The following is a 26,485-nucleotide window of genomic DNA, read 5'->3' as shown; positions in this document are numbered from 1 at the left end:
CTAGTCCTGGGCTACAGGCGAGACAATCAGCGGCTGTAAACGTTCATGCCGGGGAAGAAGAAAGCCACTTCCACGGCTGCGGTTTCCGGCGCGTCCGAACCGTGCACGGCGTTGGCGTCGATGCTGTCGGCGAAGTCGGCGCGGATGGTGCCCTTCTCGGCCTTCTTCGGGTCGGTGGCGCCCATCAGGTCGCGGTTCTTGCTGATGGCGCTTTCGCCTTCCAGGGCCTGGATCATGACCGGGCCGGAGACCATGAAGTCAACCAGGTCCTTGAAGAAGGGACGCTCCTTGTGCACAGCGTAGAACTGCTCGGCTTCGCCGCGCGACAGGTGCACCATCTTGGCGGCAATGATCTTCAGGCCGGCAGCTTCGAAACGGGCGTAGATCTGGCCGATGACGTTCTTGGCCACGGCATCCGGCTTGATAATCGAGAGGGTGCGTTCGATCGCCATAAAAACTCCGAAAAATGAAGGGGTTACAAATGGATTAAACCTGCAATTCTAGCACGAGACAATGAACGCACGGCGTATCCGGCAATGGCGCGCGGGCCGTCAGCGGGGCGCCGGTGCAGCCGCCCGCACCTGTGCCTTCTACCATACATTCAAGAATAGCCATGATTGTCGGGAACAGATTGCGAGTTTTCTCGCTCCAATGCGAGCAAGTGTGAAGGCAGCAGCACCCTGATGTGCCGTATAAGCTGCCCAGGCCTTGCAATTCGGGCCATGCGATGCCACATTGCCACTGAGCCCGCCCGGGCCCGCCCGGCGCCTCACCTTTCGAGACAGGAGTCACCATGGACAACAAGCTGAACACCTACGGTTTCGGCAATGCAGGGAGCGTCACCGATGTCACGGTGCGCAACAGGGTCTTGCGCAACACCTACTGGCTGCTGGCCATTTCGATGATCCCGACGGTGCTCGGCGCCTGGATCGGCGTCGTCAGCGGCTTCAGCCTGATGGCCGGGCGCCCGGGCCTGTCGCTGATCCTGTTCCTGGGCATCGCCTTCGCCTTCTTCTACGGCATCGAGAAGACCAAGAACAGCGGCATGGGCGTGGTCCTGCTGCTGGCCTTTACCTTCTTCATGGGCCTGATGCTGTCGCGCCTGATCAATGCGACGCTGCAGTTCTCCAACGGACCGGCGCTGATCATGTATGCCTTCGGCGGCACAGCGGCCGTATTCGGCGCCATGGCGACGGTGGCCACCGTCAGCAAGCGCGATTTCTCCGGTCTGGGCAAATTCCTCTTCGTCGGCGTGATCCTGCTGTTGCTGGCCAGCGTGGCCAATATCTGGCTGCAACTGCCGTCGCTGATGATCACCGTGTCGGTGATCGCCATCGGCATCTTCTCCGCCTACATCCTGTTCGACGTGCAGCGCGTGGTCAACGGGGGCGAGACCAACTACGTGACCGCTACCCTGGCGATCTACCTGGATGTCTACAACGTGTTTGCCAACCTGCTCGCTCTGCTGGGCATCTTCGGCGGCAACCGCGACTGACGGGCTCGGTGCGCCCGGCCCGGGATGCACCGGCAACAAAGAAAAAAGAGCCGGCTTCATGCCGGCTCTTTTTCGTCCGGGTGGCCCTGGCCACCCTTGCCTGCCGGGCTCAGCCGCGCTCGAACACCGCGATCGACTCCACGTGCGAGGTGTGCGGGAACATGTTCACCACGCCGGCACCGGCCAGCCGGTAGCCTGCCTCGTGCACCAGCAGCCCGGCATCGCGCGCCAGCGTGGCCGGGTTGCAGGAGACGTAGACGATGCGCTGCGGCAGTACATCGCTACCCTGCTGGGCCAGTTCGCCCAGCGCCTTGCAGACGGCCAGCGCGCCTTCGCGCGGCGGGTCGACCAGCCAGCGGTCGAAACGGCCCAGCGCGGCAATGTCGGCGGCTTCCACCTCGAACAGGTTGCGGCAGGCGAACTCGGTCTTGTGATCCAGTCCATTGGCCTTGGCATTGGCCAGCGCGCGCGTGGTCAGCGCTTCGCTGCCTTCAATGCCCATTGCCGAGCGCCCCTGGGTTGCCAGCGGCAGGGTGAAGTTGCCGATACCGCAGAACAGGTCCAGCAGGCGATCGCCGGGCTGCGCCTCGAGCAGTCGCAGCGCCCGGCCGATCAGCACGCGGTTGATCTGGTGGTTGACCTGGGTGAAATCGGTCGGCTTGAAAGGCATGCGGATACCGAACTCGGGCAGCGTGTAGGCCAGCTCCCGATCCAGCGGGTAGAAGGGCACTACCGTATCCGGCCCCTTGGGCTGCAGCCAGAACTGCACGCCGTGGCGATCGGCGAAGGCGCGCAGCAGGTCATGGTCTGCCTCGTTCAGCGGCTCCAGCACGCGCAGCACCAGCGCCGTGACATCGGCGCCGACCGCCAGCTCGATCTGCGGCATGCGGTCGCGGATCGACAGCCCCGCCACCAGTTCGCGCAGCGGCACCAGCAGCGCCGACACATGCGGCGGCAGCACCTCGCAGCGCGTCATGTCGGCCACATAGCTGCTCTTGCGCTCGTGGAAGCCCACCAGTACCCCGCCCTTCTTGGCGACGTGACGCACCGTCAGTCGCGCGCGGTAGCGGTAACCCCAGTCCGGGCCGGCGATGGGCCGGAACACTACGTCGGGACGGATCTTGGACAGGTGCCAGAGATTGTCCTCGAGCACGCGCTGCTTGATCGCCAGCTGTGCACGCCCATCCAGGTGCTGCATGGAGCAGCCACCGCAGACGCCGAAGTGCTGGCAACCCGGCTTCACCCGCATCACCGACTCCCGCTTGACCTCGACCAGGTGCGCCTGCTCGTAGCTGGGCTTGCGGCGGTAGCTGCGATAGCTGACCATTTCACCTGGCAGTGCCCCTTCGACGAAGATCACCTTGCCCGGCGTGCCGTCCTCGTTGACGAGGCGGCCGACGCCACGCGCCTCCATGTCAAGGCTGTCGATCTGGACAACGGGATCCGGCGCGGGCGCGGAAGCGGCGGGTGCGGCGCCGGCGGCACCCGAGGAAGGCTTGGCTTGGGAAGAAGACACGGCTTGGGACACCAGGGGAAGCTGTCGTATTGTTTTGCGAAAGCGCGATTGTATTCCAGTCGGAGTCCGCTCGCGCCATTCTCAGGCCTGGATCTGCGGAGTACGCGATGGAACTGATCTGCTGGAACATCCAATGGGGCCGGGGCGCCGACGGTAAGGTCGACCTGGGCCGTACGGTCCGCACGCTGCAAGGAATGGCAGATGCCGACGTGCTGTGCCTGCAGGAGGTCACACGCGGCTTCAGCGACCTTGCCGGCGCCCCCGGCCTGGACCAGGTCGCCGAACTGTCGGCCCTGCTTCCCGGCTATCGCCTGCTCTTCGCACCGGGCGTGGACCGCGTCGACGCCCGCGGTGGCCCACGCCAGTTCGGCAACCTGATCGCGACCCGGCTGCCGGTGCGCGAGGTCTTCCGCCGCACCCTGCCCTGGCCCGCCGACCCCACGGTGGCATCGATGCCGCGCGTGGCCCTGGAAGTGACGCTCGAGGCCGGCGATCGTCCCCTGCGCGTGATCTGCACTCACCTCGAATATTATTCGGCAAAGCAGCGGCTGGCCCAGGCCGAGGCGCTGCGCGCCTGGCACCAGGAGGCCTGCGCCCATGCACGCCACCCGGGTCCCGGCGAGGCCGCGCCCGGGCCCTTCACGCCCGAGGCCAGGCCCAGCGCGGCCATCCTTTGCGGCGACTTCAACTGCCGCATCGATGACCCCGCCCTGCTACGGCTGCTCGCCCCCTTCGGCGACGGCGCGCCGGACTGGAGCGACGCCTGGCGGCATACCCATCCGGGCCAGGCCAATGCACCGACCTGCGCGCTCTATGACAAAGCGCAGTGGCCCGAGCCGCCCTTTGCCTGCGACTTCATGCTGGTCACGGAAGATCTGCTCGGGGACGTGGTGCGCTGCGAAGTGAACAGCCAGACGGATGCGTCCGACCACCAGCCGCTGCGCCTGACATTGGCCGCCTGAGCCCGCCCGGCAGCGGGAAGCCGGGGCGGCAACGAGCCGCCGCGGAGGGTTGCCCGCTCAGTAATCGGCCTCCTCTTCCTCGCCGCCCGTGTGCAGGGGCGTCACGCGGAAGGCGCGCAGGTATTCCATCCACTGCGGGCCGGGCAGTTCTGCCAGCGATTCCTGGACGAACTCCACCTCGCGATCGAATTCCTTGGCGGAGAAACCACCGCGCATCAGCTGGAAGCGGCAGTACATCAGGTAGGTATTGACGACGTCGGTCTCGCAGTACGCACGGATCTCGTCGAGCTGGCCGTCCTGGTAGGCCTGCCAGACCTTGCTGCCATCCATCCCCATCTTGCCGGGGAAACCGCACAGCTTGGCCAGGTCGTCCAGGGGCGCGGCGGCGCGCGGCTGGTACATGGCCAGCAGGTCCATCAGGTCGAGATGCCGCATGTGGTAGCGGCTGATGTAGTTGTTCCACTTGAAGTCGCGGCTGTCGTCGTCGCGACCCTCGCCCATCTCCCAGTAGCGGGGAGCGGCGATCCCGTGCACCAGCCCGCGGTAGTGCAGCACGGGCAGGTCGAAGCCGCCGCCGTTCCAGGACACCAGCTGGGGGCTGTAGCGCGCGATCAGGTCATAGAACTTCTGGATCAGCACGGCCTCCCCATCGTCGAGCGAGCCCAGCGAGCCGACATGGAATACCGCGCTGCCGTCGCGCTGGTTGCGCCGCAGGACGCAGGAGATCGCCACCACACGCTGCAGGTAGTGCGGCAGGAAATCACTGCCGTTCTTCTCGCGGCGAGCGGCGAAGGCTTGTTCGGCGACTTCGGCGTCGCTGAGGGAATCGGGGTGATCGTTGAGCCGGCGCAGGCCGGCGACATCGGGAACGGTCTCGATGTCGAATACCAATACAGGGGTCACAGAACAGCGTCCTTGCGCACGCCTTGCGAGGCGAAATGCCGCTTGAGCTTGACCAGCGCCTCCTGCTGGATCTGGCGCACGCGCTCGCGCGTCAGCCCCATCTCCTCGGCCAGCTCCTCCAGTGTGGCCGGCTCGATATGGTTCAGGCCGAAACGGCGTTCCACCACGTAGCGGTGTTTTTCAGAAAGCCGTGCAAGCCACAGCTTCATCAGGTTTTCCAGCTCGCGGTGCGCGACCTCCTGGTCCGGCGCGGCATTGTGCTCATCGGAAAGGAAGTCGAGCAGGCTCGAGCCAGGGTCCAGGTCGAACGGGGTATCCAGCGACGTGGTGTGCTCGTTGAGCGCCAGCACGTCCTGCACCTCGTCGGCCGTCTTGCCCAGCAGGTGGGCGATATCCTCGAGACTCGCATCGCGTCCGTCGGTGCCGCTCTTTTCGAGATGGCGCTTGGCACGCAGCACCTGGTTCAGCTCGCGGATCACGTGCACCGGCAGGCGCACCGTGCGCGCCTGGTTCATGATCGCGCGCTCGATGCTCTGGCGGATCCACCAGGTGGCATAGGTGGAGAAGCGGAAGCCGCGCGACGGGTCGAACTTCTCGATCGCGTGCATCAGGCCGAGGTTGCCTTCCTCGATCAGGTCGAGCAGCGGCACGCCGCGGTTCAGGTAGCCCTTGGCGATGCTGACCACCAGGCGCAGGTTGCGCTCGATCATCACCTGGCGCGCGGAGAAGTCGCCGTCCTTGGCCAGCGTCGAGAAATGCAGTTCCTCGGGCGCCGACAGCAGCGGCTTGATGCTGATGCGATTCAGGTAGTGCTGGACGGTATCGGCCGCCAGTTCGGTATGGAGCACCGAGCGGAAATCGTCGTGCTCGGCGGGCTCGGCCTCCTCTTCTTCCTCTTCTTCGTCGTCCCGATCCGCGTCGTCGTCGTGGAGGGAGGCCTCGGCATCGTCGCCGAGCATGTCGCCGGCACCGAGCACGGCGCCACCGCCGGTGGCGATGGGCTCTTCGGTCAGGGGAATCAGTTCGGCCGCCGCGTCCACATCCTGGCCGAAAGGCTCGGCCTGAGGATCAGCCGCCGCCACGCCAGCCTTCACTTCCGGCTGCTTGGGACGACGGGTCCTGCTGGCGGTTCCGGATGAGACAGTTTTCTGGCGTGGCATGCAACCTCACTGTGGCGGTAAGTAACGCATCGGGTCAACCGGTTTCCCGTCCTTCCGGACCTCGAAATGCAGCTTGACACGGTCGGTGTCGGTGCTGCCCATTTCCGCGATCTTCTGACCCTTGCGTACCGTCGACTGCTCGGCCACAAGAATCTTGTCGTTGTTGCCGTATGCAGTTAGATATGTCTCGTTGTGCTTGATGATGACAAGATTCCCGTAGCCGCGCAAGGGGCCGACATGAATCACGCGGCCATCGTCAGCGGCTACTACCGCCTCGCCGCGCTTGCCCGCGATATCGATGCCTTTATTGGCCTTTTCGTCAAAGCGGGCGATCACCTGTCCACTGGCCGGCCAGGCCAGCCGGATGCTGCCGTCGGCCGCCGGCTGCGATGCCGCCACCGGCGGCGTGCGCACCGGTGCGGGCGGCGTCGCGGCGGCAGGCGTGCTGCCGGCGGGAGGCAGCGGCCGCGCCTGGTCGATCGGCTGGGCCTGCACGCCGGCGGCGGCGACGGGCGCAGTCGAGACACCCTGGGGCGTGCCGGCATCGGCGCCGGGCGGCACCACCCGCAACAACTGGCCGACCTCGATCTGGTTCACGTTGGCCAGATTGTTCCAGGCCGCCACGTCGCGATAGGACTGGCCGTTTTCCAGGGCGATCCGGTACAGCGTATCGCCGCGCTTGACCCGATAGTACCCGGGCGGCGGCGGCTCGAGCGGCGCTGCGGGGGCGGCGGTCGAGGTCCGGTCGACCACCGGAGCCGGCATCGGCGTCGAGGCGCAGGCCGCCAGCAAGCCGAGCAGCGAGGACGCGAGCGCGAGGCGTCCGGCGCGGGCGATGGGTTCCGATTTCACGATGTTGTGCATAGTTCGACTCAGATGGTGCCCGATTTTAAGGGCACAAAGAATACGGCTTCAAGCGCGGTCCGGTGAAAGCGATGCCGGTTCAGGCGCTCGATCAGCAGAAGCTGTTGCGTCACCGTCTGCCCGGGCCCGCCGGCCGGCGGCACCACGGCCACCGGCGCGATCAGCCGGCCGCCGACCGCGAGTTGCTCGAGCAAAGCCTGCGGCACCTCCATGCCCGCGGCCGCCAGGATGATGGCCGAGAACGGTGCCGCCTGCGGCAGTCCGAGCATGCCGTCGCCATAATGCAGCCGCAGGTTTGGCACACGCAGCGGCCGCAAGTTCGCCTTGGCTTGTTCGTGCAGCGGACGGATGCGTTCAATGGAGAACACTTCGGCCGCCACCTGGCTCAGCACGGCGGCCTGGTAGCCGCAACCCGTGCCGATCTCCAGCACGCGGCCGAGCGGCTGGTCCGCGCCGAGCCCGTCGCGCAGCAGTTCGATCATGCGCGCCACCACGGAGGGCTTGGAGATCGTCTGCTGGTGGCCGATCGGCAGTGCCGCGTCTTCGTACGCCTGCGAGGCGAGGCCGGGATCGACGAACAGGTGGCGGGGCACCGCCCCGATCGCCAGCAGCACCCGCTCGTCGCGGATGCCACCCGCGCGCAGGCGCGCCGCCAACGCCCCCCGCGCGCGCTCCGAAGCCATGCCGCCGCCGCCGGCGCTGGCCGCGGTGGCACGCGCTTCCACCGCGCTGCCTGGCACGGCGGCAGGCGCCACCGGCTTGGCCCGGACCTTGCTCGTGGCGGCGGTACGCGCGCCGCCCACCGCCGGCATGCCAGCGGTACGCGCCGGGGCCGGCTTGCGCTCGACCACGGCATCCAAGGACAGGGGAAACTTCGGACGACGCGTTGGGGAGTTCATCGGTACTGCAGGCTGCGTGCGGCTGCCGTGGGAATGCCTACGGCAGCCACTGGCTGAGCTGATCCAGCTGGCCGCGATGCGTCAGGTCCAGCTGCAGCGGCGTCAGCGAGACGAAACCGTTCGCGGTGGCATGGAAATCCGTGCCTTCGCTGGCATCGCGCGCGTCGCCGGCCGGACCGATCCAGTAATTGGTTTCGCCGCGCGGGTTGACCTGCGTGATGACCGGCTGCGATGGGTGGCGCTTGCCCAGCCGCGTCGCGCGGTGGCCGCGCAGCAGCTCGTACGGCAGGTTCGGGATGTTGACGTTGAGCAGGAAGGGCTCCGCGGGCGGATTGGCAATGACACGCTCGACGATGGTACGCGCCACGCGGGCCGCGCTGTCGAGCTGGTCCCAGCCCTTGTCCACCTGCGAGAAGGCGATCGAGGGGATGCCGAACAGGTAGCCTTCGATGGCAGCTGCGACCGTGCCCGAGTAGAGCACGTCCTCGCCCATGTTCTGCCCCTGGTTGATGCCCGACACCACCAGGTCCGGCTTGTCCTGCAGCAAACCCGTCAAGGCGACGTGAACGCAGTCGGTCGGCGTGCCGTTGACGAAGCGGAAACCCTTCTGCACCCCTTCCCGCGCGTCATAGACCGACAGCGGCCGCTGCAGCGTCAGCGAGTTCGATGCGCCGCTGTGATTCTGCTCGGGCGCGATCACCGTGATGCGGCCAAGCGGGGCCAGCGCGGCATGCAGCGCCGCCAGGCCCGGCGCGAGGTAACCGTCGTCGTTTGCGAGAAGGATATGCATGGCCGCGATTGTACCCGAGGCGGGACCGCATCGCGGACCACGGGCGCCGCGCGGCGGAGGCCCGGGAAGAAACAGAACGACCGTGCTATTCTGCGCTACACTTGCCCTGCACTGCGCGGCGGCGCGTTGGCGCGGCCGGGCCGGACACACCACCGATACCACCAGAGATATCACCACCGGAGACAAGATGAAAGCCGTACTGTGCAAAGCCTGGGGACCGCCCGACTCGCTCGTGATCGAAACCCTGCCCGACCTCGTGCCGGGCGCCGGCGAAGTGGTCATCGACGTCAAGGCCGCGGGGGTCAACTTCCCCGACGTGCTCATCATCCAGAACAAGTACCAGGCCAAGCCGGCGCTGCCCTTCTCTCCGGGCTCCGAGCTGGCCGGCGTGGTCAATGCGGTCGGTGAAGGCGTGACCCACGTCAAGCCTGGCGACAAGGTCATCGCCTACCTGGGCAACGGCGCCTTCGCCTCGCAGGCCAAGGCGCCGGCCAGCGCCGTGGTGCCGATGCCGCCCGGCATCGACTTCGACACCGCGGCCGCATTCACCCTGACCTACGGCACCTCGCACCACGCGGTGGTCGATCGCGGCGAGCTCAAGGCCGGCCAGACCATGCTGGTGCTGGGTGCCGCTGGCGGCGTGGGACTTGCCGCGATCGAGATCGGCAAAGCCATCGGCGCCCGCGTGATCGCCGCCGCCTCGACCGACGAGAAGCTGGCAGTGTGCAAGGAGCACGGCGCCGACGCGCTGATCAACTACAGCACCGAAGACCTGCGCGAGCGCGTCAAGGCGCTGACCGATGGCAAGGGTCCGGATGTCATCTACGATCCGGTTGGCGGCATCTACGCCGAACCGGCCTTCCGCTCCATCGCCTGGCGCGGCCGCTACCTGGTGGTCGGCTTCGCCAACGGCGAGATCCCCAAGATCCCGCTGAACCTGGCCCTGCTCAAGGGCGCTTCGCTGGTCGGCGTGTTCTGGGGCGAGTTCGTGCGCCGCGAGCCCAAGGCCAACCAGGCCAATATGGCGCAGATGCTCGGCTGGATGAAGGAAGGCAAGATCCGCCCCCACATCTCGGCACGCTACTCCCTCGATCAGGCACCGCAGGCGCTCAAGGACATGGAAGCGCGCAAGGTGACCGGCAAGATCGTCATCGTGCCCTGAAGCCGGGCCACCGGCGCGCGGCCCTCGCCCGCCGGCCGGAAAAATAAAGGGCGCGGACTCGCATCCGCGCCCTGCCGAGGCAAGACACCTCAAAAGCTGCCGCCCTCCGCACGAGCCCTCGCGCCGGCGGTCAGCAGCCTCCCAACACCTGTCTATGTTCAGAAGCGGTGCTGCAGGCCGGCCGTCACGGCGAACTGGTTGTTGCCGTAGCCGACCAGGTCGCGCGACACGCTCACGTTGTGGCCCTGCTGCGCGGTGGCATAGGCCGCCGACAGATAGGCCGTGGTGCGCTTGGACAGTGCGTACTGGCCGCGCAGCGAGAACATGATCAGATCGCCGCCGCTCTCCTTGACGACCTGCTTGTAGACCGCGCCGTACAGCGTGAAGGCCGGCGTGAAGTCGTAGCTGGCGCCGGCCCAGTACATAGCGCTGCGCTGCGAAGCCGCCGAGGTGGTGAATGCGCGCTTGTAGTTCCGGTAGCCGGCATAGAGCTTCAGGCTGCCGAAGTCGTAGCTGGCGCCGGCATGGATGCCCTGGATATAGTCGGTGGCATCGGCCGGCGTGGTGCTGGTGCCGGCGCCGTTCTGGCGATCCCAGGTGACCACTGCGGCAAAGCCGCCGGTGCTGTAGCCGACCCCCACGTCATACTTGGACGCGCTGCGGAAGCTGCCGGCCACCTCGCCCAGCGCCACCGTGGCGCCGACCATGTACTGTCCACGCAGGACTACGCGCTGGCCATCCTCGACCTGGGCCTGCCCCGGCTCGACGGGCTGGAGGTATTGCGCCGGCTGCGCCAGCGGCGCAATCCGGTGCCGGTGCTGATCCTGACCGCGCACGGCTCGGTCGAGGATCGCGTGCGCGGCCTGAACCTCGGCGCCGACGACTACCTGGCCAAGCCCTTCGACCTATCCGAACTGGAGGCTCGTGCGCGAGCGCTGATCCGGCGCAGCCATGGCATGACCGCACCGAACTGAGCTGCGGCCCGCTGCACTACGACAGCATCAGCCGCGCCTTCACGCTGCATGGCGAACTGCTCGCGCTGACCGGCCGCGAACGCGCCGTGCTGGAGGTCCTGCTGTTGCGCGACGGACGCGCCGTCAACAAGGCCGCGCTGTCGGAGAAGATCTTCGGCATCGACGAGTCCGTCAATGCGGACGCCATCGAGATCTACGTACACCGCCTGCGCAAGAAGCTGGACGGCAGCGGCGCCGCCATCGTCACGCTGCGCGGCCTGGGCTATCTGCTGGAGGCACGCGAACCCGGCGCAACGGGCGCCGGCTCATGAAGGCCGCCAGCCTGCGGCTGCAACTGTCGCTGTGGCTGCTGGTGCCGCTGCTCACCCTGCTCGCGCTCGATGCCTGGTTGACCGACCGGCGCGCCACCGCGGCCGCGCACCAGGCCTTCGACCGCACGCTGGATGCCTCGCTCAAGGCGATGCGCGAAGGCGTCAGCCTGCGCGACGGCCGCATCGAAGTGGAGCTGCCCTACCTGGCGCTGGAGGTCTTCGAGTCCGAATCGGGCTCGCGCATCTACTACCGGGTGCGCGACGAGCATGGCGAGACCGTGACCGGCTACGATGCGCTGCCGATGCCGCCGGGCAGCGACCATCCGCTCTACCAGACCGTGTTCTACGATGCCGAATTCCGCGGCGAGCCACTGCGCATGGCAGCCATCACGCTGCCCTTGCACGACGTCGGCTCCGCCCGCGCGCGCTTGGTTTGGCTGCTGGTGGCCGAGACCATCGAGCCGCGCGAACAGCTCGCCCACGAGATCCTGATCGGCTCGCTGCTGCAGGAACTGCTCGGTAACCTGCTCGATAACGCCATCCGCTATGCCGGCCCGCACGCCGAGGTCACGGTGCGGGTCGGACAAGGCACGACGCACGCCGGGGACGGTGCCTGGCTGCAGGTCGTCGACAACGGGCCGGGCATCGATGCCGGCGAACGCGAGCGCGTATTCTCCCGCTTCTATCGCGGCGAGAGCGGTACCGCACGACCTGGCAGCGGCCTGGGCCTGTCGATCGTGCGGGAGATCGCGCGGCTACATCGTGCGCATGTCGACCTGGCGCCGACAGCGGGGGGCGGCCTGACCGTCACCGTGCTGTTCCCGCCGGGTCACGGATGCGCTGACGCAAGGGACTAGCGCGGCGGACAGTTGGTGGGCGCTGCCAGCTCCTGGCGGAAGGGATCGACCTTGAGGCCGGACTCCTTGGTGCGCAGGCAGTAGCTGCCCAGTGCGCCCTGCACGCGCGCGCCACGCCCACCCGCGAACCCGGTTTCTTCATAGCCGCTCGTACGCCCGGCCGCGTCCATGCCGGCAGCCAGGCGCTGCGATGCCGACGCGGCCGCATCGGAGGCGCCCCGGGCAAAGCGTGCCGCGCCGCGCTGGGCACTCCGCGCAAGATTCTCCTGGAGCGGGTCCGTGCCGCGCGCCATGGAATCGGATACGGGCTCGGAGGACAGGCGGGGACGTACCAGGGACACGGCGCGCCCATCCGCAGGCAGCGCCGCAGGAGGCCCCGGTGGGGGCAGCATGATCGCGGTCGAAGACGGCGGTGCCGGCGCGACACTGCGCACGGATGGCGCCGGCCGGGCCGGAGTCGCGCCCGGTGCCGGTCGTGCCACCTGCACGGCAGGCGGCGGCGGCGCAGGCGGCGGGCGCAACTGCACCCACTGCAAGGCGGGCCGCCGCTGCGCCGGCGCGATCGCGCGATCCGCCGCCCCCGGCCAGGGCAAGGTACCCAGCAGCCAGGCATGGCCCAGCAGTACGAGTGCGACCACTCCCGCACGCCGCCAGCGCCGCCGGAGCGGCCGGCCGGAGCGTGGCGCCGGCAAGCTCAGCGCCGCCACATCGCACCGTGCCAGGCGTTCATCGGAGCACCTCCGGGGAGATCGGACTCAAGGAGACTCGATTCTACGGACGGCCTGGCGCCAGCCGGGGGCAAGCGAGCAATTTATAACAATTTCCCCGGCGCTTGCGGGTCGGGGCGCGGCGCTCAGCATGCGGAGCCGGCCATGCCGGCCCCGCATGCGCGGGATCACAGTTTCTCGGTCTCGCCGCTGCGCGGCTGCCAGCGCATCAGCCGTTTCTCGCCGAGACCGACGATCCCGTCGAGCACCAGGGCGAACGCAGTCAGCACGACGATGCCGGCGAACACCGTGTTGATGTCGAAGGTCCCTTCCGCCTGCAGGATCAGGTAGCCGACGCCGCTGGCCGAGCCCAGGTACTCGCCCACCACCGCGCCCACGAAGGCCAGGCCCACCGAGGTGTGCAGCGAGGAGAAGACCCAGCTGGTCGCGCTCGGCAGGTAGACGTGGCGCAGCAGCTGCTGCCGGTTGGCGCCGAGCATGCGCGCGTTGGCCAGCACCACCGGGCTTACCTCCTTGACGCCCTGGTAGACGTTGAAGAAGACGATGAAGAAGACCAGTGTCACCGCCAGCGCCACCTTGGACCAGATGCCCAGCCCGAACCACACGCCGAAGATCGGCGCGAGGATCACGCGCGGCATGGAATTCGCGGCCTTGATGTAGGGATCGAGCACGGCCGAGGCGAACGGGCTCAGCGCCAGCCACAAGCCGACACCCAGCCCGCTCGCGGTGCCGATGCCGAAGGCGAGCACGGTCTCGGCCAGCGTCACGCCGAGATGCAGGTAGATGTCGCGCTCGACGACGAACCAGCTCCAGATACGCTGCGCGACCACCAGCGGCTCGCCGAAGAAGAAGGCAACCTGCTGCGAGCGCGTGGCCGCGTGCCAGATGCCCAGGATCACCACCAGGAGCAGCAGCTGCCAGATGCGCAGCATGCCTTGCGAGTCTTTGCGGAATGCCATGACTGTTCGGATTCGGTTGTTGCCGCGGCCTCAGGCCGCGTTGCGCTGCTGGGCGTAGCCCTTGAGCACTTCCTCGCGCAGCACGTCCCAGATGGCGGCGTGCAGTTCGACGAAGCGCGCATGGTTGCGGATCTCGGCCACGTCGCGCGGACGCGGCAGGTCGATGGTGAACTCGCCGATCGGATGCGTGCCCGGACCGGCCGACAGCACCACCACACGATCGCTCATGGCGATCGCTTCGTCGAGGTCGTGGGTGATGAACAGCACCGCCTTGCGCTTGGCGGCCCACAGTTCGAGCACCTCGTTTTCCATCAGCTGCCGCGTCTGGATATCGAGCGCCGAGAACGGCTCGTCCATCAGGATGATGTCGGGGTCGAGCACCAGGGTCTGGGCCAGGCTGACGCGCTTGCGCATGCCGCCCGACAGCTGGTGGGGATAGCGGTCGCCGAAGCCGCCCAGGCCGACGCGGCGCAGCCAGTGCTCGCCCTGCTCGAGGGCCTGCGCGCGCGGCATGCCGCGGAACTCGAGGCCGGCGGCGACGTTGTCGAGGGCGCTGCGCCAGGGCATCAGCGCCTCCGCCTGGAACATGTAGCCGGCGCGCCGGTTGATGCCGGTCAGCCGCTCGCCGAAGACGCGCACCTCGCCGCTGGAGGGCTGCAGCAGCCCGGCACCGACGTTGAGCAGCGTGGACTTGCCGCAGCCGGTGGGACCCACCACGGAAACGAACTCACCTGGCTGCACGTCCAGGGTCACGTCGCGGACGGCGGTATAGCGCTGGCTGCGGTCCTCGCGCGAGACGAAGGTGCAGGTGACGTTAGCAAGGGAAAGTGCGGGAGTACTCATGGATTTCCATCGGAATGCGCCGCCATGCGGCGCCGGGTGCTGAGCAAGGGGCTGCACGGCGCGGCGGCTGCCGCAGGCACGGCAGCACGCCGCGCGCGCTTACCGGCCCTGCTCGCCCTGCCCTGCCTTACTTGTACCTGGCGTTGGCCTTCTGCACGAAGGCATTGGTGTAGGTAGTGTCGAGCTTGATGTTCTTGCCGCGGATCTCGGCGTCGAACTGCTGCAGCGTGTTCAGGGCCGTGCGCGGACCGTCGGCCGGCATGGTGCCGTCCGGCGAGATGGCTTCGCGCACCTTCTCCCACGCCGCCAGGTAGAGCGCCCGGTCACCCAGCAGATAGCTTTCCGGCACCGTCTTGACGATATCCGACGGGCCCGCCTTCTGCAGCCACTTGAGCGCGCGCACCATGGCGTTGGCCATGGCCTGCGTGGTGTTCGGGTTCTGCTGGATGAAAGCGGTCGACGCATAGAGGCAGCCGGCCGGCATATTGCCGCCGAACACCGCCTGCGTTTCCTTCAGCGTGCGGGTATCCGAGGCGATCTTGACCTCGTCCTTCTGCGTCAGCATCGAGATCACCGGATCGAGGTTGGCCATCGCGTCGATCTGGCCCGAGCGCATCGCCGCCACCGCGCCCGCGCTGGCGCCTACGCCGATGAAGGACACGTCGCTCGGTTTCAGGCCGGCCTTGGCCAGCACGAAGTTGACCATGATGTTGGTGGACGAGCCCGGCGCGGTCACACCGATCTTCTTGCCCCTCAGGTCGGCGATCGACTTGTAGTTGGGCATGGTCTTGTTCGACACCACCAGCACGATCTGCGGCGCGCGGCCCTGCAGCACGAACTCCTGGTACTGCTGGCCCTTGGCCTGCAGTGCCAGCGTGTGTTCGTAGGCTCCCGAGACGACATCGGCGCTGCCGCCCACCACCGCCTGCAGTGCCTTGGCGCCGCCGGCGAAATCGACGATCTGCACGTCCAGGCCTTCGTCCTTGAAATAGCCCAGGCGCTCCGCGATGGTCAGCGGCAGGTAATAGAACAGGTTCTTGCCGCCCACGGCGATGGTGACCTTGCTCTTCTCCAGCTTGGCCTGCGCCATCGCACTGCCCCCGGCGCACAGGCCGGCCACGGCCAATGACAGCGCCAGCAGGACGCGCCTGCGTGAATTCTTGTTATCCATGCTCTCTCCTACCTGTTTTGTACCCGGAAGCGCCGCTGCGCGGCAGGATGCGATGCTACGCGAGTGCCTTGCCAGCCGCATCGGGATATTCACCTAGTCGCGCCGAATGCCGCTGCCTGGCGACGCCATCGCGCGGCCGGGCCAGGCTGACGATACCCGGCAAGCCTTTCGGAAGGCTTGCCTCGGTGCATTCATTCCGCGCTCATTCCGCACTCATTCGGCGTGGATGTCGGCGCTCTTGATCACCTTGGCCCAGCGTGCCAGTTCGCCGCGCTGGTACTGCGCCAGTTGCTGCGGCCCCATGAACTGGGCTTCGGCCCCCATTTCCTCGGCCTTGGCGCGGAACGCGTCGCTGCGCATGATCTTCTCGATCTCGGCCGCCAGCTTGTCGATCACCGGCTTGGGCGTACCGGCCGGCGCGTACATGGCGAACCAGGACGACACCTCGAGGTCGGGATAGCCCGCCTCCGGCGCCGATGGCACGTCCTTCAGGCTGGGCAGCCGTTTCTTGCTCGTCACCACCAGCGGGCGCAGCTTGCCGGCCTGGATATGCCCCATCAGCGGCGGCGGCGTGGTGATGGTCAGGTCCACCGAGCCGCCGAGCAGATCGGTCATGGCGGGGCCGGTGCCCTTGTAGGGCACGTGCGTGATCTCGATGCCGGCCATCTGCTTGAGCAGCTCGGTCGAGACATGCTGCAGGGAGCCGTTGCCCGAGGAGGCGTAGTTCAGCTTATCGGGGTGCGCCTTGGCGTAGGCAACCAGCTCCTTGAGCGACTTCACCGGCAGGCCCGGCCGCACCACCAGCACCTGGGGCGCCGACAGCACGTTGGCCACCGGCGCGAAGTCCTTGACCGGATCCCAGCTCAGGTTCTTCACCAGCAGCGGCGTGATGACGTGGAAGCCCGAGTACTGCAGCAGCAGCGTGTAGCCGTCCGGCCTGGCGCGCGCGACGAGCTGCGCGGCGATGCTGCCGGCACCGCCCGGCCGGTTGTCGACCACCACCGGCTGGCCCAGCGCCTTGGCCAGCGGCTCGGCGATCATGCGCGCCGCGATGTCCGTGGTGCCCCCGGCGGCGGCCGACACCACCAGCGTGACGTTGCGGCTCGGATAGGCACCATCCTGGGCAAGAACCGGCCGCGCGGCGAAGCTGCCGGCGCCGGCAAGGGCCAGCCATGCCAGTGCACCGGACAGGCGCCGGCGACGGCCGGCAAGCATCGCGTCGGCCCGCGCCTTGGCAGCGGGAATTGCGGGAATCGGGGTCTGCATGCGCGTCTCCTGTCTCTTTGATTGTCTGTTTATCTGTTGGTCTGCCTGCACCTGCCTGCGCCAGCCTTGGCCAGCCGGCCCTCGGCCGTCTCCGGCGCCGGGCGCGCTCCTCTGCGGTACCCGCCGCAGCGGGCAAGCTCTCGCGGGCAGCATGGGATTCAGGCGGCGCCGGGCGCGGCGAAATGCGCGGCCAGCCAATCCGGCGGCCGGTGCGTGCGCAGGCGCGGGCCGGCTCGCAGCAGCTGGCTGCCGGGATCGCGCCCGATCATGTCCGGCAGCCCGGCCACGGCCTGCAGCAGGCGGCCGAGATCCACGCCGGTTTCCACGCCCATGGCGGCGAACATATGGACCAATTCCTCGGTGCTGACATTACCGCTCGCGCCCGGCGCGTACGGACAGCCGCCCAGCCCACCGGCAGCAGCATCGAAGCGTGTCACGCCGGCCTGCCAGGCGGCCAGCGCGTTGGCCAGACCCATGCCGCGCGTGTTATGCAGGTGGATGGTCAGGGCGGCGGCCGGCAGCCGCGCCTGGAACGCCATGCACAGGTGCGCGACCTGGTCGGGATAGGCCATGCCGGTGGTGTCGCACAGCGTGATGCCCGCCGCGCCGGCCTCGGCCAGGCGTTGCGCCAGCGCCAGCACCTCGGCATCGTCCACCTCGCCCTCGAAGGGGCAGCCGAACACCGTCGACAAGGACACGTTGACCGGCACCCCGGCCTTGCCCGCCTCGGCGATCATCGCTTCGAGCTGGGCCAGCGACTGCGCGCGCGTCATGCGCAGGTTGGCACGGTTGTGGGTCTCGCTGGCCGACATCACCAGGTTCAGCTCGTCGGGCGCACACGACAGCGCGCGCTCCAGCCCGCGCAGGTTGGGCACCAGCGCGGTGTAGCGCACGCCGGGGACGCGCTGCATGCGGTGCATCACGGCCTCGGCATCGGCGAGCGCGGGGATGGCCCGCGCCGAGGTGAAAGAGGTTGCCTCGATGCGAGCGAAGCCGCAGGCGGACAAGGCGTCGACAAAGCCCAGCTTGGCCTCGGTCGGCACCACCAGCGGCTCGATCTGCAGCCCGTCGCGCGGCGCCACTTCGTTGATCTCGACGTGCGCCGCGCCGCGCACGAACGCGGCGGCATTCATGCGATCACCCCGCGTGCACGCAGGTCGGCAATGGTGGCGGCGTCGAAGCCGGCCTGCGCCAGCACCGTGTCGGTGTGCTCGCCGAGCCGGGGCGCGCGCTCCCGGATCGCACCCGGGCTGGCGGAGAGCTTGGGCATGATGCCCGGCACCTCCACCGACAGGCCACCGGCCGAGGTGACCTGCTCGATCACCCCGCGCGCACGGTAGTGCGGGTCTTCGGCAATATCCTTGACCGTATAGATGCGTCCGGACGGCACCTCGGCGGCGCGCAGCACGGCCAGCGCGGCTTCCACGGTCTGCGTGCGCGTCCACGCCGCGATGGCGGCGTCGATCTCGTCGACGCGCTGGACGCGGCCGTCGTTGCGCGCGAGTGCCGGATCCTCGGCCAGGTCCGGGCGGCCGATACCGTGCATCAGGCGCTTGAAGATGGCGTCGCCGTTGGCCGCCACCAGCACGTACTCGCCGCTGGCGCAGGGGTAGGCATTGGAGGGCGCAATGCCCGGCAGCGCACCGCCGGCCGGCTGGCGCACGGCGCCGAAAGCCGAATACTCGGGCAGCAGGCTCTCGCTCAGGTTGAACAGCGACTCGTACAGCGCCACGTCGATCACCTGGCCCTGGCCGCCGCGCGCATCGCGCTCGTAGAGCGCCAGCAGTACGCCGAGCGCCCCATGCAGCCCGGCGATGGTGTCGCCCAGCGACAGCCCGGCGCGCACCGGCGCACGGCCCGGCTCGCCGGTCAGGTGGCGCAGGCCGGCCATGGCCTCGGCGACTGCGGCGAAGCCCGGCTCGTCCTTCTTCGGCCCGGTCTGCCCGTAGCCCGACACGCGCAGCATGATCAGGCGCGGATTCAGCGCGTGCAGGGCTTCGGGGCCCAGTCCCCATTTCTCCATCGTGCCGGGGCGGAAGTTCTCGATCAGCACGTCGGCCCCGGCGGCCAGCTTGCGCACCAGGTCCTGCCCTTCCGGCTGGCGCAGGTCGACGCAGACCGATTGCTTGTTGCGCGACTGGGCTTCCCACCAGACCGAGGTGCCCTCATGCAGCATGCGCCATTTGCGCAGCGGATCGCCCTGGCCGGGCGGCTCGACCTTGATGATCTGTGCGCCGAAGTCGGCCAATGTCTTGGCGGCGAACGGGCCGGCGATCAATTGCCCGAGTTCCAGTACCCGGATGCCTTCGAGGATCTGTCGCGTCATGGGATTCCTGCGGTGGGTGGGGCGCGCTTGCCGCGTCGCGATCCGCAGCGCGGAACGGGCGGAGGCACCGATGCAATGGGGCGCAGTGTGCCGCAGCCCTTCGGGGCGGGGAATCGGCAATCGGTGAAGCGGGCTTTCTCGGAATGCGAAAGGCCGTCGACGCCACGGCCCCGACGATCGGACGACCGGGCGGCCGCGCAGGCGCCCGCCCCGGCGAAGCGGCTCAGCCCGGACGTGCGCCCGGACGCTGCACGGCGCTCAGAACGGCGCCCGGTCTCCGCACAGGTGGGAAATCAGCAGCCGTCCCGACACGGTCAGGCCGGCCGGGTCACGCATGCCGATCAGCAGCGAGCGCCGCGCCCAGGCATCCTGCAGTGGCACCAGCGACAAACCCATGGACTTGACGTGCGGCTCGGCCGCGATGCGCGGCAGCACACCCACGCCCAGGCCGGCCATCACCATGCGGCACATGGCGTCGAAGCTGCGCACCTGGATGCGCAGGCGGAACGGGCGGTCCAGCCGGCTGCTCTCCTCGAGCAGGCGCGCGGCCAGCGAAGTCACCTGCGGCAGGCTGACGAAGTCGAATTCGAGGGTGTCGGCATAGCGCACCGGTCCGCGCGTGGAGAGCGGGTGGCCCGGCGGCGTGACCAGCACCAGCTCGTCCTGGCGGTATTCGACCGTGACCAGCCCCTCGCACGGCGTGCGGTCGGCGAAGATGCCGACATCGGCGCGGTTCTCCACCAGCGCGGCCACGATCTCGCTGCTGTTGAGCTCCTCCAGTTCGATGCGGATGGTCGGGTGCATCCGCATGAAGGTGGCAAGGTCGTCGGGCAGGAACTGGGTGATGGCCGAGGTATTGGCGCAGACCCGCACCTGCCCGCGCACGCCGCTGGCGTAGTCCGACATGACGCCGGCCATGCGCTCGACGTCCTGCAGAATGGTCAGGGCGTGATGGAAACAGGCCTGGCCAGCCTCGGTCAGCTGGACGCCGGAAGCCCGGCGGAAGAACAGCGGCGCGCCGACCGCGGCCTCCAGGTCGGAGATGCGCTTGCTGGCGGCCGCCACGGCCAGGTGCGACTGGCGCGCCCCGGCCGAGATACTGCCCTGCCGGGCCACCGCGACGAACAGGCCGAGCGTGACGAGGTCGAAGCGCGCGAGATTCATGCCGGCGCGCGCTGGGCCGGGGCCGGCGGGTGGCTGGGCATCGGCATGGAGCGGGCTACAGTGTGCGGCGGTCCATCACCGCCCGCGCGATGGTGCCGGCATCGACGTACTCGAGCTCGCCGCCGACCGGCACGCCGCGCGCCAGGCGCGTGACCTTGAGGCCGCGGGCCTTGAGCATCTCGCCCACATAGTGGGCGGTGGCCTCGCCCTCGCTGGTGAAGTTGGTGGCGACGATCACCTCGGACACCGGGCCGCCGAGCGCGGGATCGGTGGCGCGTGCCAGCAGCCGGTCGAGATGGATCTCGCGGGGGCCGATGCCGTCCAGCGGCGAGAGCCGCCCCATCAGCACGAAATACTGTCCGCGGTAGGTCAGAGTCTGTTCGATCATCACCTGGTCGGCGGGTGTTTCCACCACGCACAGCAGCGAGGCGTCGCGCCCCGCGTCCAGGCAGGTCTCGCAGACATCCTGCTCGGTGAAGGTGTTGCAGCGCGCGCAGTGATGGATGCCATCGGCCGCGCCGCGCAGGGCATCGCCCAGCCGGCGCGCGCCTTCGCGGTCGTGCTGCAGCAGGTGGTAGGCCATGCGCTGGGCGGACTTGGGCCCGACGCCGGGCAGCACCCGCAGCGCCTCGATCAGGGCCTGCAGCGAGGTCGGCGGCGCGCCCTTCATCGCCCGCCTCCCGTCCGCACCGGCATCCTCGCTGGACTGCGCATGGCTTGCCCGCCGACGCTCAGAACGGCAGCTTGAAGCCCGGCGGCAGCGGCAGGCCGGAGGTCATCGAGCCCATCTTCTCCTGGGAGGTGGCCTCGGCCTTGCGCACCGCGTCGTTGAAGGCGGCGGCAACGAGATCCTCCAGCAGTTCCTTGTCCTCGCCGTCGGCGAGCAGGCTGGGATCGATGGAGACGCGCTTGACGTCGTTCTTGCAGGTCATGGTCACCTTGACGAGGCCGGCGCCGGACTGGCCCTCGACCTCGATCTGGGCGAGCTGCTCCTGCATCTTCTTCATGTTTTCCTGCATCTGCTGGGCTTGCTTCATCAGCCCGGCCAGTTGGCCCTTCATCATGGCGGTGTACTCCTGAATACGGTGGGTTTGAAACGATAACGGGAGCCGGCCGATGCCGCTCCCCGGAAATCCTCTGTCAGCCGACGCGCGGCTGGATCGAGCCCGGCACGATCTGCCCGCCGAATTCGCGCAGCAGGCCCTGGACGAAGGGATCGCCATCGATGCTGGCCTCGGCCTCGCGCTGGCGCTGCTCGCGCGCCTCGGCATCGGCCGCGGCGGCGGTCTCGACAACGGCACCGACCTCGCACTGCACGCGCACGGGCTGGCCGAAATGTTCGGACAAAGCCTGCTGCAGCCGCTCGACCACGCCGGCCTCGGTGATGGCGGCCACCGGTGCGCGCAGGTGGATGGTGTTGGCGACCACGCGCGCCAGCTCGCTCTGGTAGGCCAGTTGCTGCGCCAGCCCCTTCAGCGACAGGCTCGCCGCGAGGCCGGGCCAGTCACCGGTGAAGACCGGCGGTACGCCGCCTTCCTCGACGAAGGTGACGGGCTGGCGCGGCGCCGGCTTGGCTGCGAGCGGCTTGCCCGCGGGCGGGTCGATGTTCGTCTCCGGGCTCCGGCCCTCGGCGCGCTCGCCGGCCATCCGCTCCGGCCGCGCCTCCACGGCGGCGGCGCGCGCGGCAGGACGGGCCCGCGGCATCGAAGGCTCGGCATCGCTGCCGTAGGGGCCGATCAGCGGCAGGTCGGGGGGCAGTTCCTCCCAAGGCGGCACGTCGCTGCCCCCGGCGCTTTCCCAAGGGGGCACGAACTCGGCTTCCGGCGCTGCCGCGGGACGGTTGCGGGCCGGCGCGGCAACCGGGGCCGGTGCGGCCACAGGTGCAGACGGCATGGCGGGGGCAGCCGCCGCAGGCGCCGGGCGCGCAGCCCCGGGCGGACGCAGCGGCTGGGGTGCCGGCTTGGCTGCCGGCGCCGTGGTACTGGCGGCGGCAGGACCCGGCGCCTGCAGGGCCGAGGCCGGCTGGCGCGCGCCGCCGCCACGTGCGGCGGAGGCCTGGCGGGCCGCCGCCAGCGCGGCGCGCGCGGGAGACATGGCACCGGCCGCGGGGCCGGCGGGCACCGCAGCAGCCGCAGCAGCCGGCGCAGACGCCTCGGCAGCCGGCGCCGGCTCAGCGGACGTCTCGGCGGCCGGCACAGCCTGGGCCGGCGCGGCACGGGCCACGGGCGCCGCCGCCACCCCTGCGCCGGCGGCCGCCCGCGGACGCGGTGCCGGTACGCCGCCGCTCTGCACCGGCGTGGCGGCCGGCGCCGCCGACGGGCGGAAGGCCAGCATGCGCAGCAGCGTCATGGTGAAGCCCGCGTACTCGTCCGGCGCCAGCGCCAGTTCGCTGCGGCCAAGGTTGGCGATCTGGTAGAACAGCTGCACTTCCTGCGCGTCGAAGGCGGAGGCCAGGCGGCGCACGTCGGCCGCCTCCGGCCATTCGTCCTGCACCGAGGCCGGCACGGCCTGCGCCAGCGCGATCTTGTGCAGCAGGGAGCCGAGATCCTGCAGCGCGCCGGCGAAGGACAGGCTGCGGTCGGCCATGGTGTCGGCGATGCCGAGCAGCGCGGCGCCGTCCTCGGCGGCCAGCGCGTCGAGCATCTGCACCAGATAGCCCTGGTCGATCGCCCCCAGCATGCCGCGCACGGCCTCTTCGCCGACCTGGCCGGCGCTGTAGGCGATGGCCTGGTCGGTCAGCGACAGGGCGTCGCGCATCGAGCCGTGGGCCGCCTGGGCCAGCAGGCGCAGCGCATTGCCGTCATGCTCGATGCCTTCCTCGCGCAGGATATGGTCCAGGTGGGACACGATGTGTCCCGGCGGCATCTGCTTGAGGTTGAACTGCAGGCAGCGCGACAGCACCGTGACCGGGATCTTCTGCGGGTCGGTGGTCGCCAGGATGAACTTGACGTGTCCGGGCGGCTCCTCCAGCGTCTTCAGCATGGCGTTGAAGGCGTGGTTGGTCAGCATGTGCACTTCATCGATCATATAGACCTTGAAGCGCCCGACTGTCGGCGCATAGACCGCCTTGTCCAGCAGTTGCGCCATCTCGTCGACGCCGCGGTTCGAGGCGGCGTCCATCTCGATGTAGTCGACGAAGCGCCCGCTGTCGATCTCCTGGCAGGCCTTGCACTGCCCGCAAGGCGCGGCCGTGATGCCGCCACTGCCGTCAGGCCCGGTGCAGTTGAGCGCCTTGGCGAGGATGCGCGACAGCGTGGTCTTGCCGACTCCGCGCGTGCCGGTGAACAGGTAGGCGTGGTGCAGCCGTTGCTGTTCCAGCGCATGCGTGAGCGCGCGCACCACGTGCTCCTGGCCGACCAGCGTGGAGAAATCCCGGGGGCGCCACTTGCGCGCTAGAACTTGATAACTCATGGCGGCGATTGTAGCAAAATGCGGCCCCCTTTCCGGCGCCGGCCAGGCCCGCCCGGACCGCCGCCGGCCGTCCCCTGCCGCCGCCGCCCGTGACGCCGGCATGGCACGCTAGCCGCACTCACCGATGTAGCCGCAGTTGGCGCACTTGGCGCAACCGTCGATCTTGTGCAAGGCGTGTGCGCCGCACTCCGGACAGGGCTTGCCCGAGCCGACGCCCGGCGCAGCCGGCACCGGGCCGGCCGCCGCGTGCCCCGCGGCCGGCCGCCGCCCGGCCGGCGCGTCCGGTCGCTCGGTCAACCGCTCGGCCAGCCGCGCCACCGGCACCTGACGCCCCTCCTCATCGAGGAAGCCGCGCTGGATCAGGATGCGTTGCAGCGCATAGCCGATCGCCGCCACCTCGGAATCGTGGAAGCGCGGCACTTCGCTGCCGTCCTGCCGCACCAGCACGCCATAGCGCACCGTGCCCTTGTCCCAGACCACGTTGCGCATATCGGCCAGGGCCTTGGCCACCGAGCCCCCGGAGCGTGCCACCATCGACAGCAGCCGCATGGTGGAAGTGATCCACTGCTGCCCCTCGCTGCGCTGGCCTGCCGGCATGAAGAATTCCACCGGACGCTCGATGGTGGCGGGCCTGCCGCCCACGGTGCCGGTCACCCGCATGAAATTGACGGTCAGGTAGACGGTCCTGCGCCCCTCATAGGTCATGTACTCGATCTTCGAGGTCACCCCCTCCAGGTCACCGACCGGCCGGCTCGAGAAAGGCCTGCGCAGCAGGTCGTCGCCGCCCGCCGGCGCCGGGGGGGCGGCCGCGGCCGGCGGCGTGACCGACAGCACCGCCCCCAGCACACGGTTGGGGCGATAGGTCGCCAGCCCCTTGAGGCCTGCCTTCCAGGCTTCCAGGTAGAGGTCGCGGAAGGCATCGTAAGGATAGTCCTCCGGCACGTTGACCGTCTTGCTGATGCTGGTGTCGATATAGGGCTGCACGGCCTGCAGCATGCGCATGTGGTCCAGCGCCGACATCTGCAGCGCCGTGACGAAGCTGTCCGGCAAGCACGCCACGTCGCCACCCAGGTGCCGGTAAAGCCGCCAGGCATGGTCGGCCACCTCGAACGACTGGTAGCCGCCATCCGGCATGCGCTTGCGCCGCTGGTAGGTCCAGGAGAAGGCCGGCTCGATGCCGTTGGACGCGTTGTCGGCAAAAGCCAGCGTGATGGTGCCGGTCGGCGCGATCGACAGCAGGTGCGAATTGCGCAGGCCGCCGGCCCGGATGGCGGCGCGCAGCGGTTCGGGCAGGCGCGCCACGAAGCCGCCAGCCAGGTAGGCATCGGCATCGAACAGCGGGAAGGCGCCCTTCTCCCCGGCCAGCGCGGCCGAAGCCCGGTAGGCCTCGTCGCGCAGCACTTCGGCGATGCGCGCGGCCAGCGCCCGTGCCGGCTCGGTGTCGTAGCGCAGGCCGAGCATCACCAGCGCGCTGCCCAGGCCGAGGAAGCCCAGCCCCACGCGGCGCTTGGCGCGCGCCTCCGCCTGCTGCTCCGGCAGCGGCCAGTAGGTGATATCGAGCACGTTATCGAGCATGCGCACTGCCACCTGCACGACCTCGGCGAAGCGCGCGAAATCGAAGGCGCTGTCCGCCGCGAACGGCCGCTCGACGAAGGCGGTCAGGTCGATCGAACCGAGATCGCAGCAGCCGTAGGCTGGCAGCGGCTGTTCCGCACAAGGATTGGTCGCCTCGATGCGCTCGCAGTAATAGAGATTGTTGTCGGCATTGATATGCGACAGGAACAGGATGCCGGGTTCGGCATGGTCGTAGGTCGCATGCATGACCTGCTCCCACAGCGCGCGCGCCGGCACGCGCCGGTAGACCCACTGGCCGTCGGCGCGGCGGTAGGCGCCGGCGGCGATCTGCTCGGCGCCGGGCTCGGCCTCGTGCACCAGCTCAACCTGGGCATCGGCCTCGACCGCGCGCATGAAGTCATCGCTGACGCCGATCGAGAGGTTGAAGTTGCTCAGCTCGCCGCGGTCCTTGGCATGGATGAAGATCTCGATGTCCGGATGGTCGCAGCGCAGCACACCCATCTGCGCGCCGCGCCGCGCGCCGGCAGACTCCACCGTGGCGCAGGACGCATCGAAGACCTTCATGAACGAGACCGGCCCCGAGGCGCGCGAATGCGTGCCGCGCACCAGCGCGCCGGACGGCCGGATCGCGGAGAAGTCGTAGCCGACCCCACCGCCGCGCCGCATGGTCTCGGCGGCCTGCGCCACCGCCGTGTAGATGCCGGGCTTGACCCCGTCCGGGCCGGCGACGGGATCCGACACCGAATCGCCCACCGGCTGCACGAAGCAGTTGATCAGCGTCGCCTGGATCCCGGTCCCCGCTGCCGAATTGATGCGCCCGGCAGGGACGAAGCCGTTCTCCTGCGCCCACAGGAAGCGCTCGGCCCAGGCCTCGCGCCGCGCAGGCGGCTCGGCCTCGGCAAGCGCACGCGCCACGCGGCGGCGTACCTGCCCGACGCTGTCCTCCTCCCCCTTGGCGTACTTTTCCCGCAGCACCTGTTCCGATATCTCCTGCGGCGGCAGCGCCGCGTGCAGTATCTGTTCCTTGGCGTTCATGGTTCGCTCGCTAGCTCGTCTGCCGTCCGTGACCGTGCCGGCCGCAACCGGGCCGGCGCTTCGGCGCGCCGCCCCCGCTCATGCTGCGCCGCTGGCGCGGCCCGATCCCCCCGC

The 26,485-nt window shown here is 69.1% G+C and carries 23 protein-coding genes and 2 pseudogenes; 5 read left to right on the top strand and 20 right to left on the bottom strand.

The features are described from left to right. Window positions 1-26 precede the first annotated feature (26 nt). Window positions 27-452, bottom strand: a complete 426-nt coding sequence (gene ndk, locus BKK79_RS18200) for a nucleoside-diphosphate kinase (protein WP_071013952.1) — start codon at window positions 450-452, stop codon at window positions 27-29. Between the two features lie 341 nt (window positions 453-793). Between ndk and BKK79_RS18195 the strand changes: the two genes are divergently transcribed. Beyond that, a complete protein-coding gene (locus BKK79_RS18195; RefSeq protein ID WP_071013954.1) occupies window positions 794-1,495 on the top strand; it encodes a Bax inhibitor-1/YccA family protein in 702 nt (233 codons plus the stop codon). 109 nt (window positions 1,496-1,604) lie between these two features. On the opposite strand, the gene rlmD is transcribed toward BKK79_RS18195, so the two are convergent. Further along, window positions 1,605-3,011 (bottom strand): 23S rRNA (uracil(1939)-C(5))-methyltransferase RlmD, encoded by a 1,407-nt coding sequence (gene rlmD / locus BKK79_RS18190; protein ID WP_442873235.1) that lies wholly within the window; start codon window positions 3,009-3,011, stop codon window positions 1,605-1,607. A gap of 107 nt (window positions 3,012-3,118) precedes the next feature. Here rlmD and BKK79_RS18185 point away from each other — a divergent pair, with 107 nt between their 5' ends. After that, complete coding sequence (locus BKK79_RS18185; protein WP_071038185.1) at window positions 3,119-3,973, top strand: endonuclease/exonuclease/phosphatase family protein; 855 nt, start codon at window positions 3,119-3,121, stop codon at window positions 3,971-3,973. A gap of 57 nt (window positions 3,974-4,030) precedes the next feature. On the opposite strand, the gene BKK79_RS18180 is transcribed toward BKK79_RS18185, so the two are convergent. From BKK79_RS18180 to surE, 5 genes are read right to left on the bottom strand one after another with little or no spacing between them, the layout of a single operon-like run. After that, window positions 4,031-4,876, bottom strand: coding sequence for a 3'-5' exonuclease (locus tag BKK79_RS18180; protein ID WP_071013963.1), 846 nt, complete (start codon window positions 4,874-4,876; stop codon window positions 4,031-4,033). After that, window positions 4,873-6,036, bottom strand: coding sequence for an RNA polymerase sigma factor RpoS (gene rpoS / locus BKK79_RS18175; protein ID WP_071013966.1), 1,164 nt, complete (start codon window positions 6,034-6,036; stop codon window positions 4,873-4,875). The genes BKK79_RS18180 and rpoS overlap by 4 nt, the downstream gene beginning before the upstream one ends. A 6-nt stretch (window positions 6,037-6,042) precedes the next feature. Continuing rightward, window positions 6,043-6,900 (bottom strand): peptidoglycan DD-metalloendopeptidase family protein, encoded by an 858-nt coding sequence (locus tag BKK79_RS18170; protein ID WP_071038184.1) that lies wholly within the window; start codon window positions 6,898-6,900, stop codon window positions 6,043-6,045. A gap of 8 nt (window positions 6,901-6,908) precedes the next feature. Beyond that, a complete protein-coding gene (locus BKK79_RS18165) occupies window positions 6,909-7,799 on the bottom strand; it encodes a protein-L-isoaspartate(D-aspartate) O-methyltransferase (protein WP_071013971.1) in 891 nt (296 codons plus the stop codon). Window positions 7,800-7,836: 37 nt separating this feature from the next. After that, window positions 7,837-8,589, bottom strand: coding sequence for a 5'/3'-nucleotidase SurE (surE, locus tag BKK79_RS18160; protein ID WP_071013974.1), 753 nt, complete (start codon window positions 8,587-8,589; stop codon window positions 7,837-7,839). A 187-nt stretch (window positions 8,590-8,776) separates the two neighbouring features. On the opposite strand from surE, the gene BKK79_RS18155 reads away from it, so the two are divergent. Then, window positions 8,777-9,751, top strand: a complete 975-nt coding sequence (locus BKK79_RS18155) for an NADPH:quinone oxidoreductase family protein (protein ID WP_071013976.1) — start codon at window positions 8,777-8,779, stop codon at window positions 9,749-9,751. Between the two features lie 158 nt (window positions 9,752-9,909). On the opposite strand, the pseudogene BKK79_RS18150 reads toward BKK79_RS18155, so the two are convergent. After that, window positions 9,910-10,467: pseudogene (locus tag BKK79_RS18150) on the bottom strand (porin); the annotation flags it as partial. On the opposite strand from BKK79_RS18150, the pseudogene BKK79_RS18145 reads away from it, so the two are divergent. Beyond that, window positions 10,447-11,036, top strand: a pseudogene (locus BKK79_RS18145) (response regulator); the annotation flags it as partial. The pseudogenes BKK79_RS18150 and BKK79_RS18145 sit on opposite strands and share 21 nt — an antisense overlap. Beyond that, entirely contained in the window at window positions 11,033-11,893 is an 861-nt protein-coding gene (locus BKK79_RS18140) for a sensor histidine kinase N-terminal domain-containing protein (protein WP_071038183.1), read from the top strand. The pseudogene BKK79_RS18145 and the gene BKK79_RS18140, both read left to right, overlap by 4 nt. Here the strand turns inward: BKK79_RS18140 and BKK79_RS18135 are convergent. From BKK79_RS18135 to BKK79_RS18080, 12 genes are all read right to left on the bottom strand, one after another. Next, window positions 11,890-12,531: a hypothetical protein gene (locus BKK79_RS18135; protein ID WP_071038182.1), complete on the bottom strand. Its 642-nt coding sequence runs from the start codon at window positions 12,529-12,531 to the stop codon at window positions 11,890-11,892. The two genes, BKK79_RS18140 and BKK79_RS18135, sit on opposite strands and share 4 nt — an antisense overlap. A gap of 257 nt (window positions 12,532-12,788) precedes the next feature. After that, window positions 12,789-13,580 carry an ABC transporter permease gene (locus BKK79_RS18130; RefSeq protein WP_071013989.1) on the bottom strand — a complete coding sequence of 264 codons (792 nt, stop codon included), beginning with the start codon at window positions 13,578-13,580 and terminating at the stop codon, window positions 12,789-12,791. 30 nt (window positions 13,581-13,610) lie between these two features. Continuing rightward, complete coding sequence (locus BKK79_RS18125; protein ID WP_071013992.1) at window positions 13,611-14,423, bottom strand: ABC transporter ATP-binding protein; 813 nt, start codon at window positions 14,421-14,423, stop codon at window positions 13,611-13,613. Between the two features lie 127 nt (window positions 14,424-14,550). Further along, window positions 14,551-15,594 (bottom strand): ABC transporter substrate-binding protein, encoded by a 1,044-nt coding sequence (locus BKK79_RS18120; protein ID WP_071013994.1) that lies wholly within the window; start codon window positions 15,592-15,594, stop codon window positions 14,551-14,553. A gap of 213 nt (window positions 15,595-15,807) precedes the next feature. After that, complete coding sequence (locus BKK79_RS18115) at window positions 15,808-16,809, bottom strand: Bug family tripartite tricarboxylate transporter substrate binding protein (RefSeq protein WP_071016469.1); 1,002 nt, start codon at window positions 16,807-16,809, stop codon at window positions 15,808-15,810. Window positions 16,810-17,018: 209 nt separating this feature from the next. Continuing rightward, on the bottom strand, window positions 17,019-17,993 hold the full coding sequence (locus BKK79_RS18110; protein ID WP_071038181.1) for a hydroxymethylglutaryl-CoA lyase: 975 nt from the start codon (window positions 17,991-17,993) through the stop codon (window positions 17,019-17,021). Then, window positions 17,990-19,186 carry a CaiB/BaiF CoA transferase family protein gene (locus BKK79_RS18105; RefSeq protein ID WP_071014000.1) on the bottom strand — a complete coding sequence of 399 codons (1,197 nt, stop codon included), beginning with the start codon at window positions 19,184-19,186 and terminating at the stop codon, window positions 17,990-17,992. The genes BKK79_RS18110 and BKK79_RS18105 overlap by 4 nt, the downstream gene beginning before the upstream one ends. A 258-nt stretch (window positions 19,187-19,444) precedes the next feature. Then, window positions 19,445-20,350: a LysR family transcriptional regulator gene (locus BKK79_RS18100; RefSeq protein WP_071014003.1), complete on the bottom strand. Its 906-nt coding sequence runs from the start codon at window positions 20,348-20,350 to the stop codon at window positions 19,445-19,447. 55 nt (window positions 20,351-20,405) lie between these two features. Next, entirely contained in the window at window positions 20,406-21,020 is a 615-nt protein-coding gene (recR, locus tag BKK79_RS18095) for a recombination mediator RecR (protein WP_071038180.1), read from the bottom strand. Between the two features lie 61 nt (window positions 21,021-21,081). Next, entirely contained in the window at window positions 21,082-21,414 is a 333-nt protein-coding gene (locus BKK79_RS18090; protein WP_071014008.1) for a YbaB/EbfC family nucleoid-associated protein, read from the bottom strand. A gap of 76 nt (window positions 21,415-21,490) precedes the next feature. After that, window positions 21,491-23,761 (bottom strand): DNA polymerase III subunit gamma/tau, encoded by a 2,271-nt coding sequence (locus BKK79_RS18085; protein ID WP_071038179.1) that lies wholly within the window; start codon window positions 23,759-23,761, stop codon window positions 21,491-21,493. Window positions 23,762-23,869: 108 nt separating this feature from the next. Then, the gene (locus BKK79_RS18080) at window positions 23,870-26,371 is read right to left on the bottom strand and encodes an adenosylcobalamin-dependent ribonucleoside-diphosphate reductase (RefSeq protein ID WP_071038178.1); all 2,502 of its coding nucleotides are present in this window, start codon (window positions 26,369-26,371) and stop codon (window positions 23,870-23,872) included. Window positions 26,372-26,485 lie beyond the last annotated feature (114 nt).

This window comes from Cupriavidus sp. USMAA2-4 (genome assembly GCF_001854305.1).
Taxonomy (GTDB): Bacteria; Pseudomonadota; Gammaproteobacteria; order Burkholderiales; family Burkholderiaceae; genus Cupriavidus; species Cupriavidus malaysiensis.
The sequence above is the reverse complement of the archived record's forward strand: the minus strand, read 5'-3'. Positions and strand labels throughout refer to the sequence as shown.

Excerpts from the sequence above, each read along its gene's own strand:
- ndk (WP_071013952.1), bottom strand. The coding sequence starts at position 452 with ATGGCGATCGAACGCACCCTCTCGATTATCAAGCCGGATGCCGTGGCC.
- BKK79_RS18195 (WP_071013954.1), top strand. The coding sequence starts at position 794 with ATGGACAACAAGCTGAACACCTACGGTTTCGGCAATGCAGGGAGCGTC.
- BKK79_RS18185 (WP_071038185.1), top strand. The coding sequence starts at position 3,119 with ATGGAACTGATCTGCTGGAACATCCAATGGGGCCGGGGCGCCGACGGT.
- rpoS (WP_071013966.1), bottom strand. The coding sequence starts at position 6,036 with ATGCCACGCCAGAAAACTGTCTCATCCGGAACCGCCAGCAGGACCCGT.
- BKK79_RS18170 (WP_071038184.1), bottom strand. The coding sequence starts at position 6,900 with ATGCACAACATCGTGAAATCGGAACCCATCGCCCGCGCCGGACGCCTC.
- BKK79_RS18165 (WP_071013971.1), bottom strand. The coding sequence starts at position 7,799 with ATGAACTCCCCAACGCGTCGTCCGAAGTTTCCCCTGTCCTTGGATGCC.
- surE (WP_071013974.1), bottom strand. The coding sequence starts at position 8,589 with ATGCATATCCTTCTCGCAAACGACGACGGTTACCTCGCGCCGGGCCTG.
- BKK79_RS18155 (WP_071013976.1), top strand. The coding sequence starts at position 8,777 with ATGAAAGCCGTACTGTGCAAAGCCTGGGGACCGCCCGACTCGCTCGTG.
- BKK79_RS18140 (WP_071038183.1), top strand. The coding sequence starts at position 11,033 with ATGAAGGCCGCCAGCCTGCGGCTGCAACTGTCGCTGTGGCTGCTGGTG.
- BKK79_RS18130 (WP_071013989.1), bottom strand. The coding sequence starts at position 13,580 with ATGGCATTCCGCAAAGACTCGCAAGGCATGCTGCGCATCTGGCAGCTG.
- BKK79_RS18125 (WP_071013992.1), bottom strand. The coding sequence starts at position 14,423 with ATGAGTACTCCCGCACTTTCCCTTGCTAACGTCACCTGCACCTTCGTC.
- BKK79_RS18120 (WP_071013994.1), bottom strand. The coding sequence starts at position 15,594 with ATGGATAACAAGAATTCACGCAGGCGCGTCCTGCTGGCGCTGTCATTG.
- BKK79_RS18115 (WP_071016469.1), bottom strand. The coding sequence starts at position 16,809 with ATGCTTGCCGGCCGTCGCCGGCGCCTGTCCGGTGCACTGGCATGGCTG.
- BKK79_RS18110 (WP_071038181.1), bottom strand. The coding sequence starts at position 17,993 with ATGAATGCCGCCGCGTTCGTGCGCGGCGCGGCGCACGTCGAGATCAAC.
- BKK79_RS18105 (WP_071014000.1), bottom strand. The coding sequence starts at position 19,186 with ATGACGCGACAGATCCTCGAAGGCATCCGGGTACTGGAACTCGGGCAA.
- BKK79_RS18100 (WP_071014003.1), bottom strand. The coding sequence starts at position 20,350 with ATGAATCTCGCGCGCTTCGACCTCGTCACGCTCGGCCTGTTCGTCGCG.
- recR (WP_071038180.1), bottom strand. The coding sequence starts at position 21,020 with ATGAAGGGCGCGCCGCCGACCTCGCTGCAGGCCCTGATCGAGGCGCTG.
- BKK79_RS18090 (WP_071014008.1), bottom strand. The coding sequence starts at position 21,414 with ATGATGAAGGGCCAACTGGCCGGGCTGATGAAGCAAGCCCAGCAGATG.
- BKK79_RS18085 (WP_071038179.1), bottom strand. The coding sequence starts at position 23,761 with ATGAGTTATCAAGTTCTAGCGCGCAAGTGGCGCCCCCGGGATTTCTCC.
- BKK79_RS18080 (WP_071038178.1), bottom strand. The coding sequence starts at position 26,371 with ATGAACGCCAAGGAACAGATACTGCACGCGGCGCTGCCGCCGCAGGAG.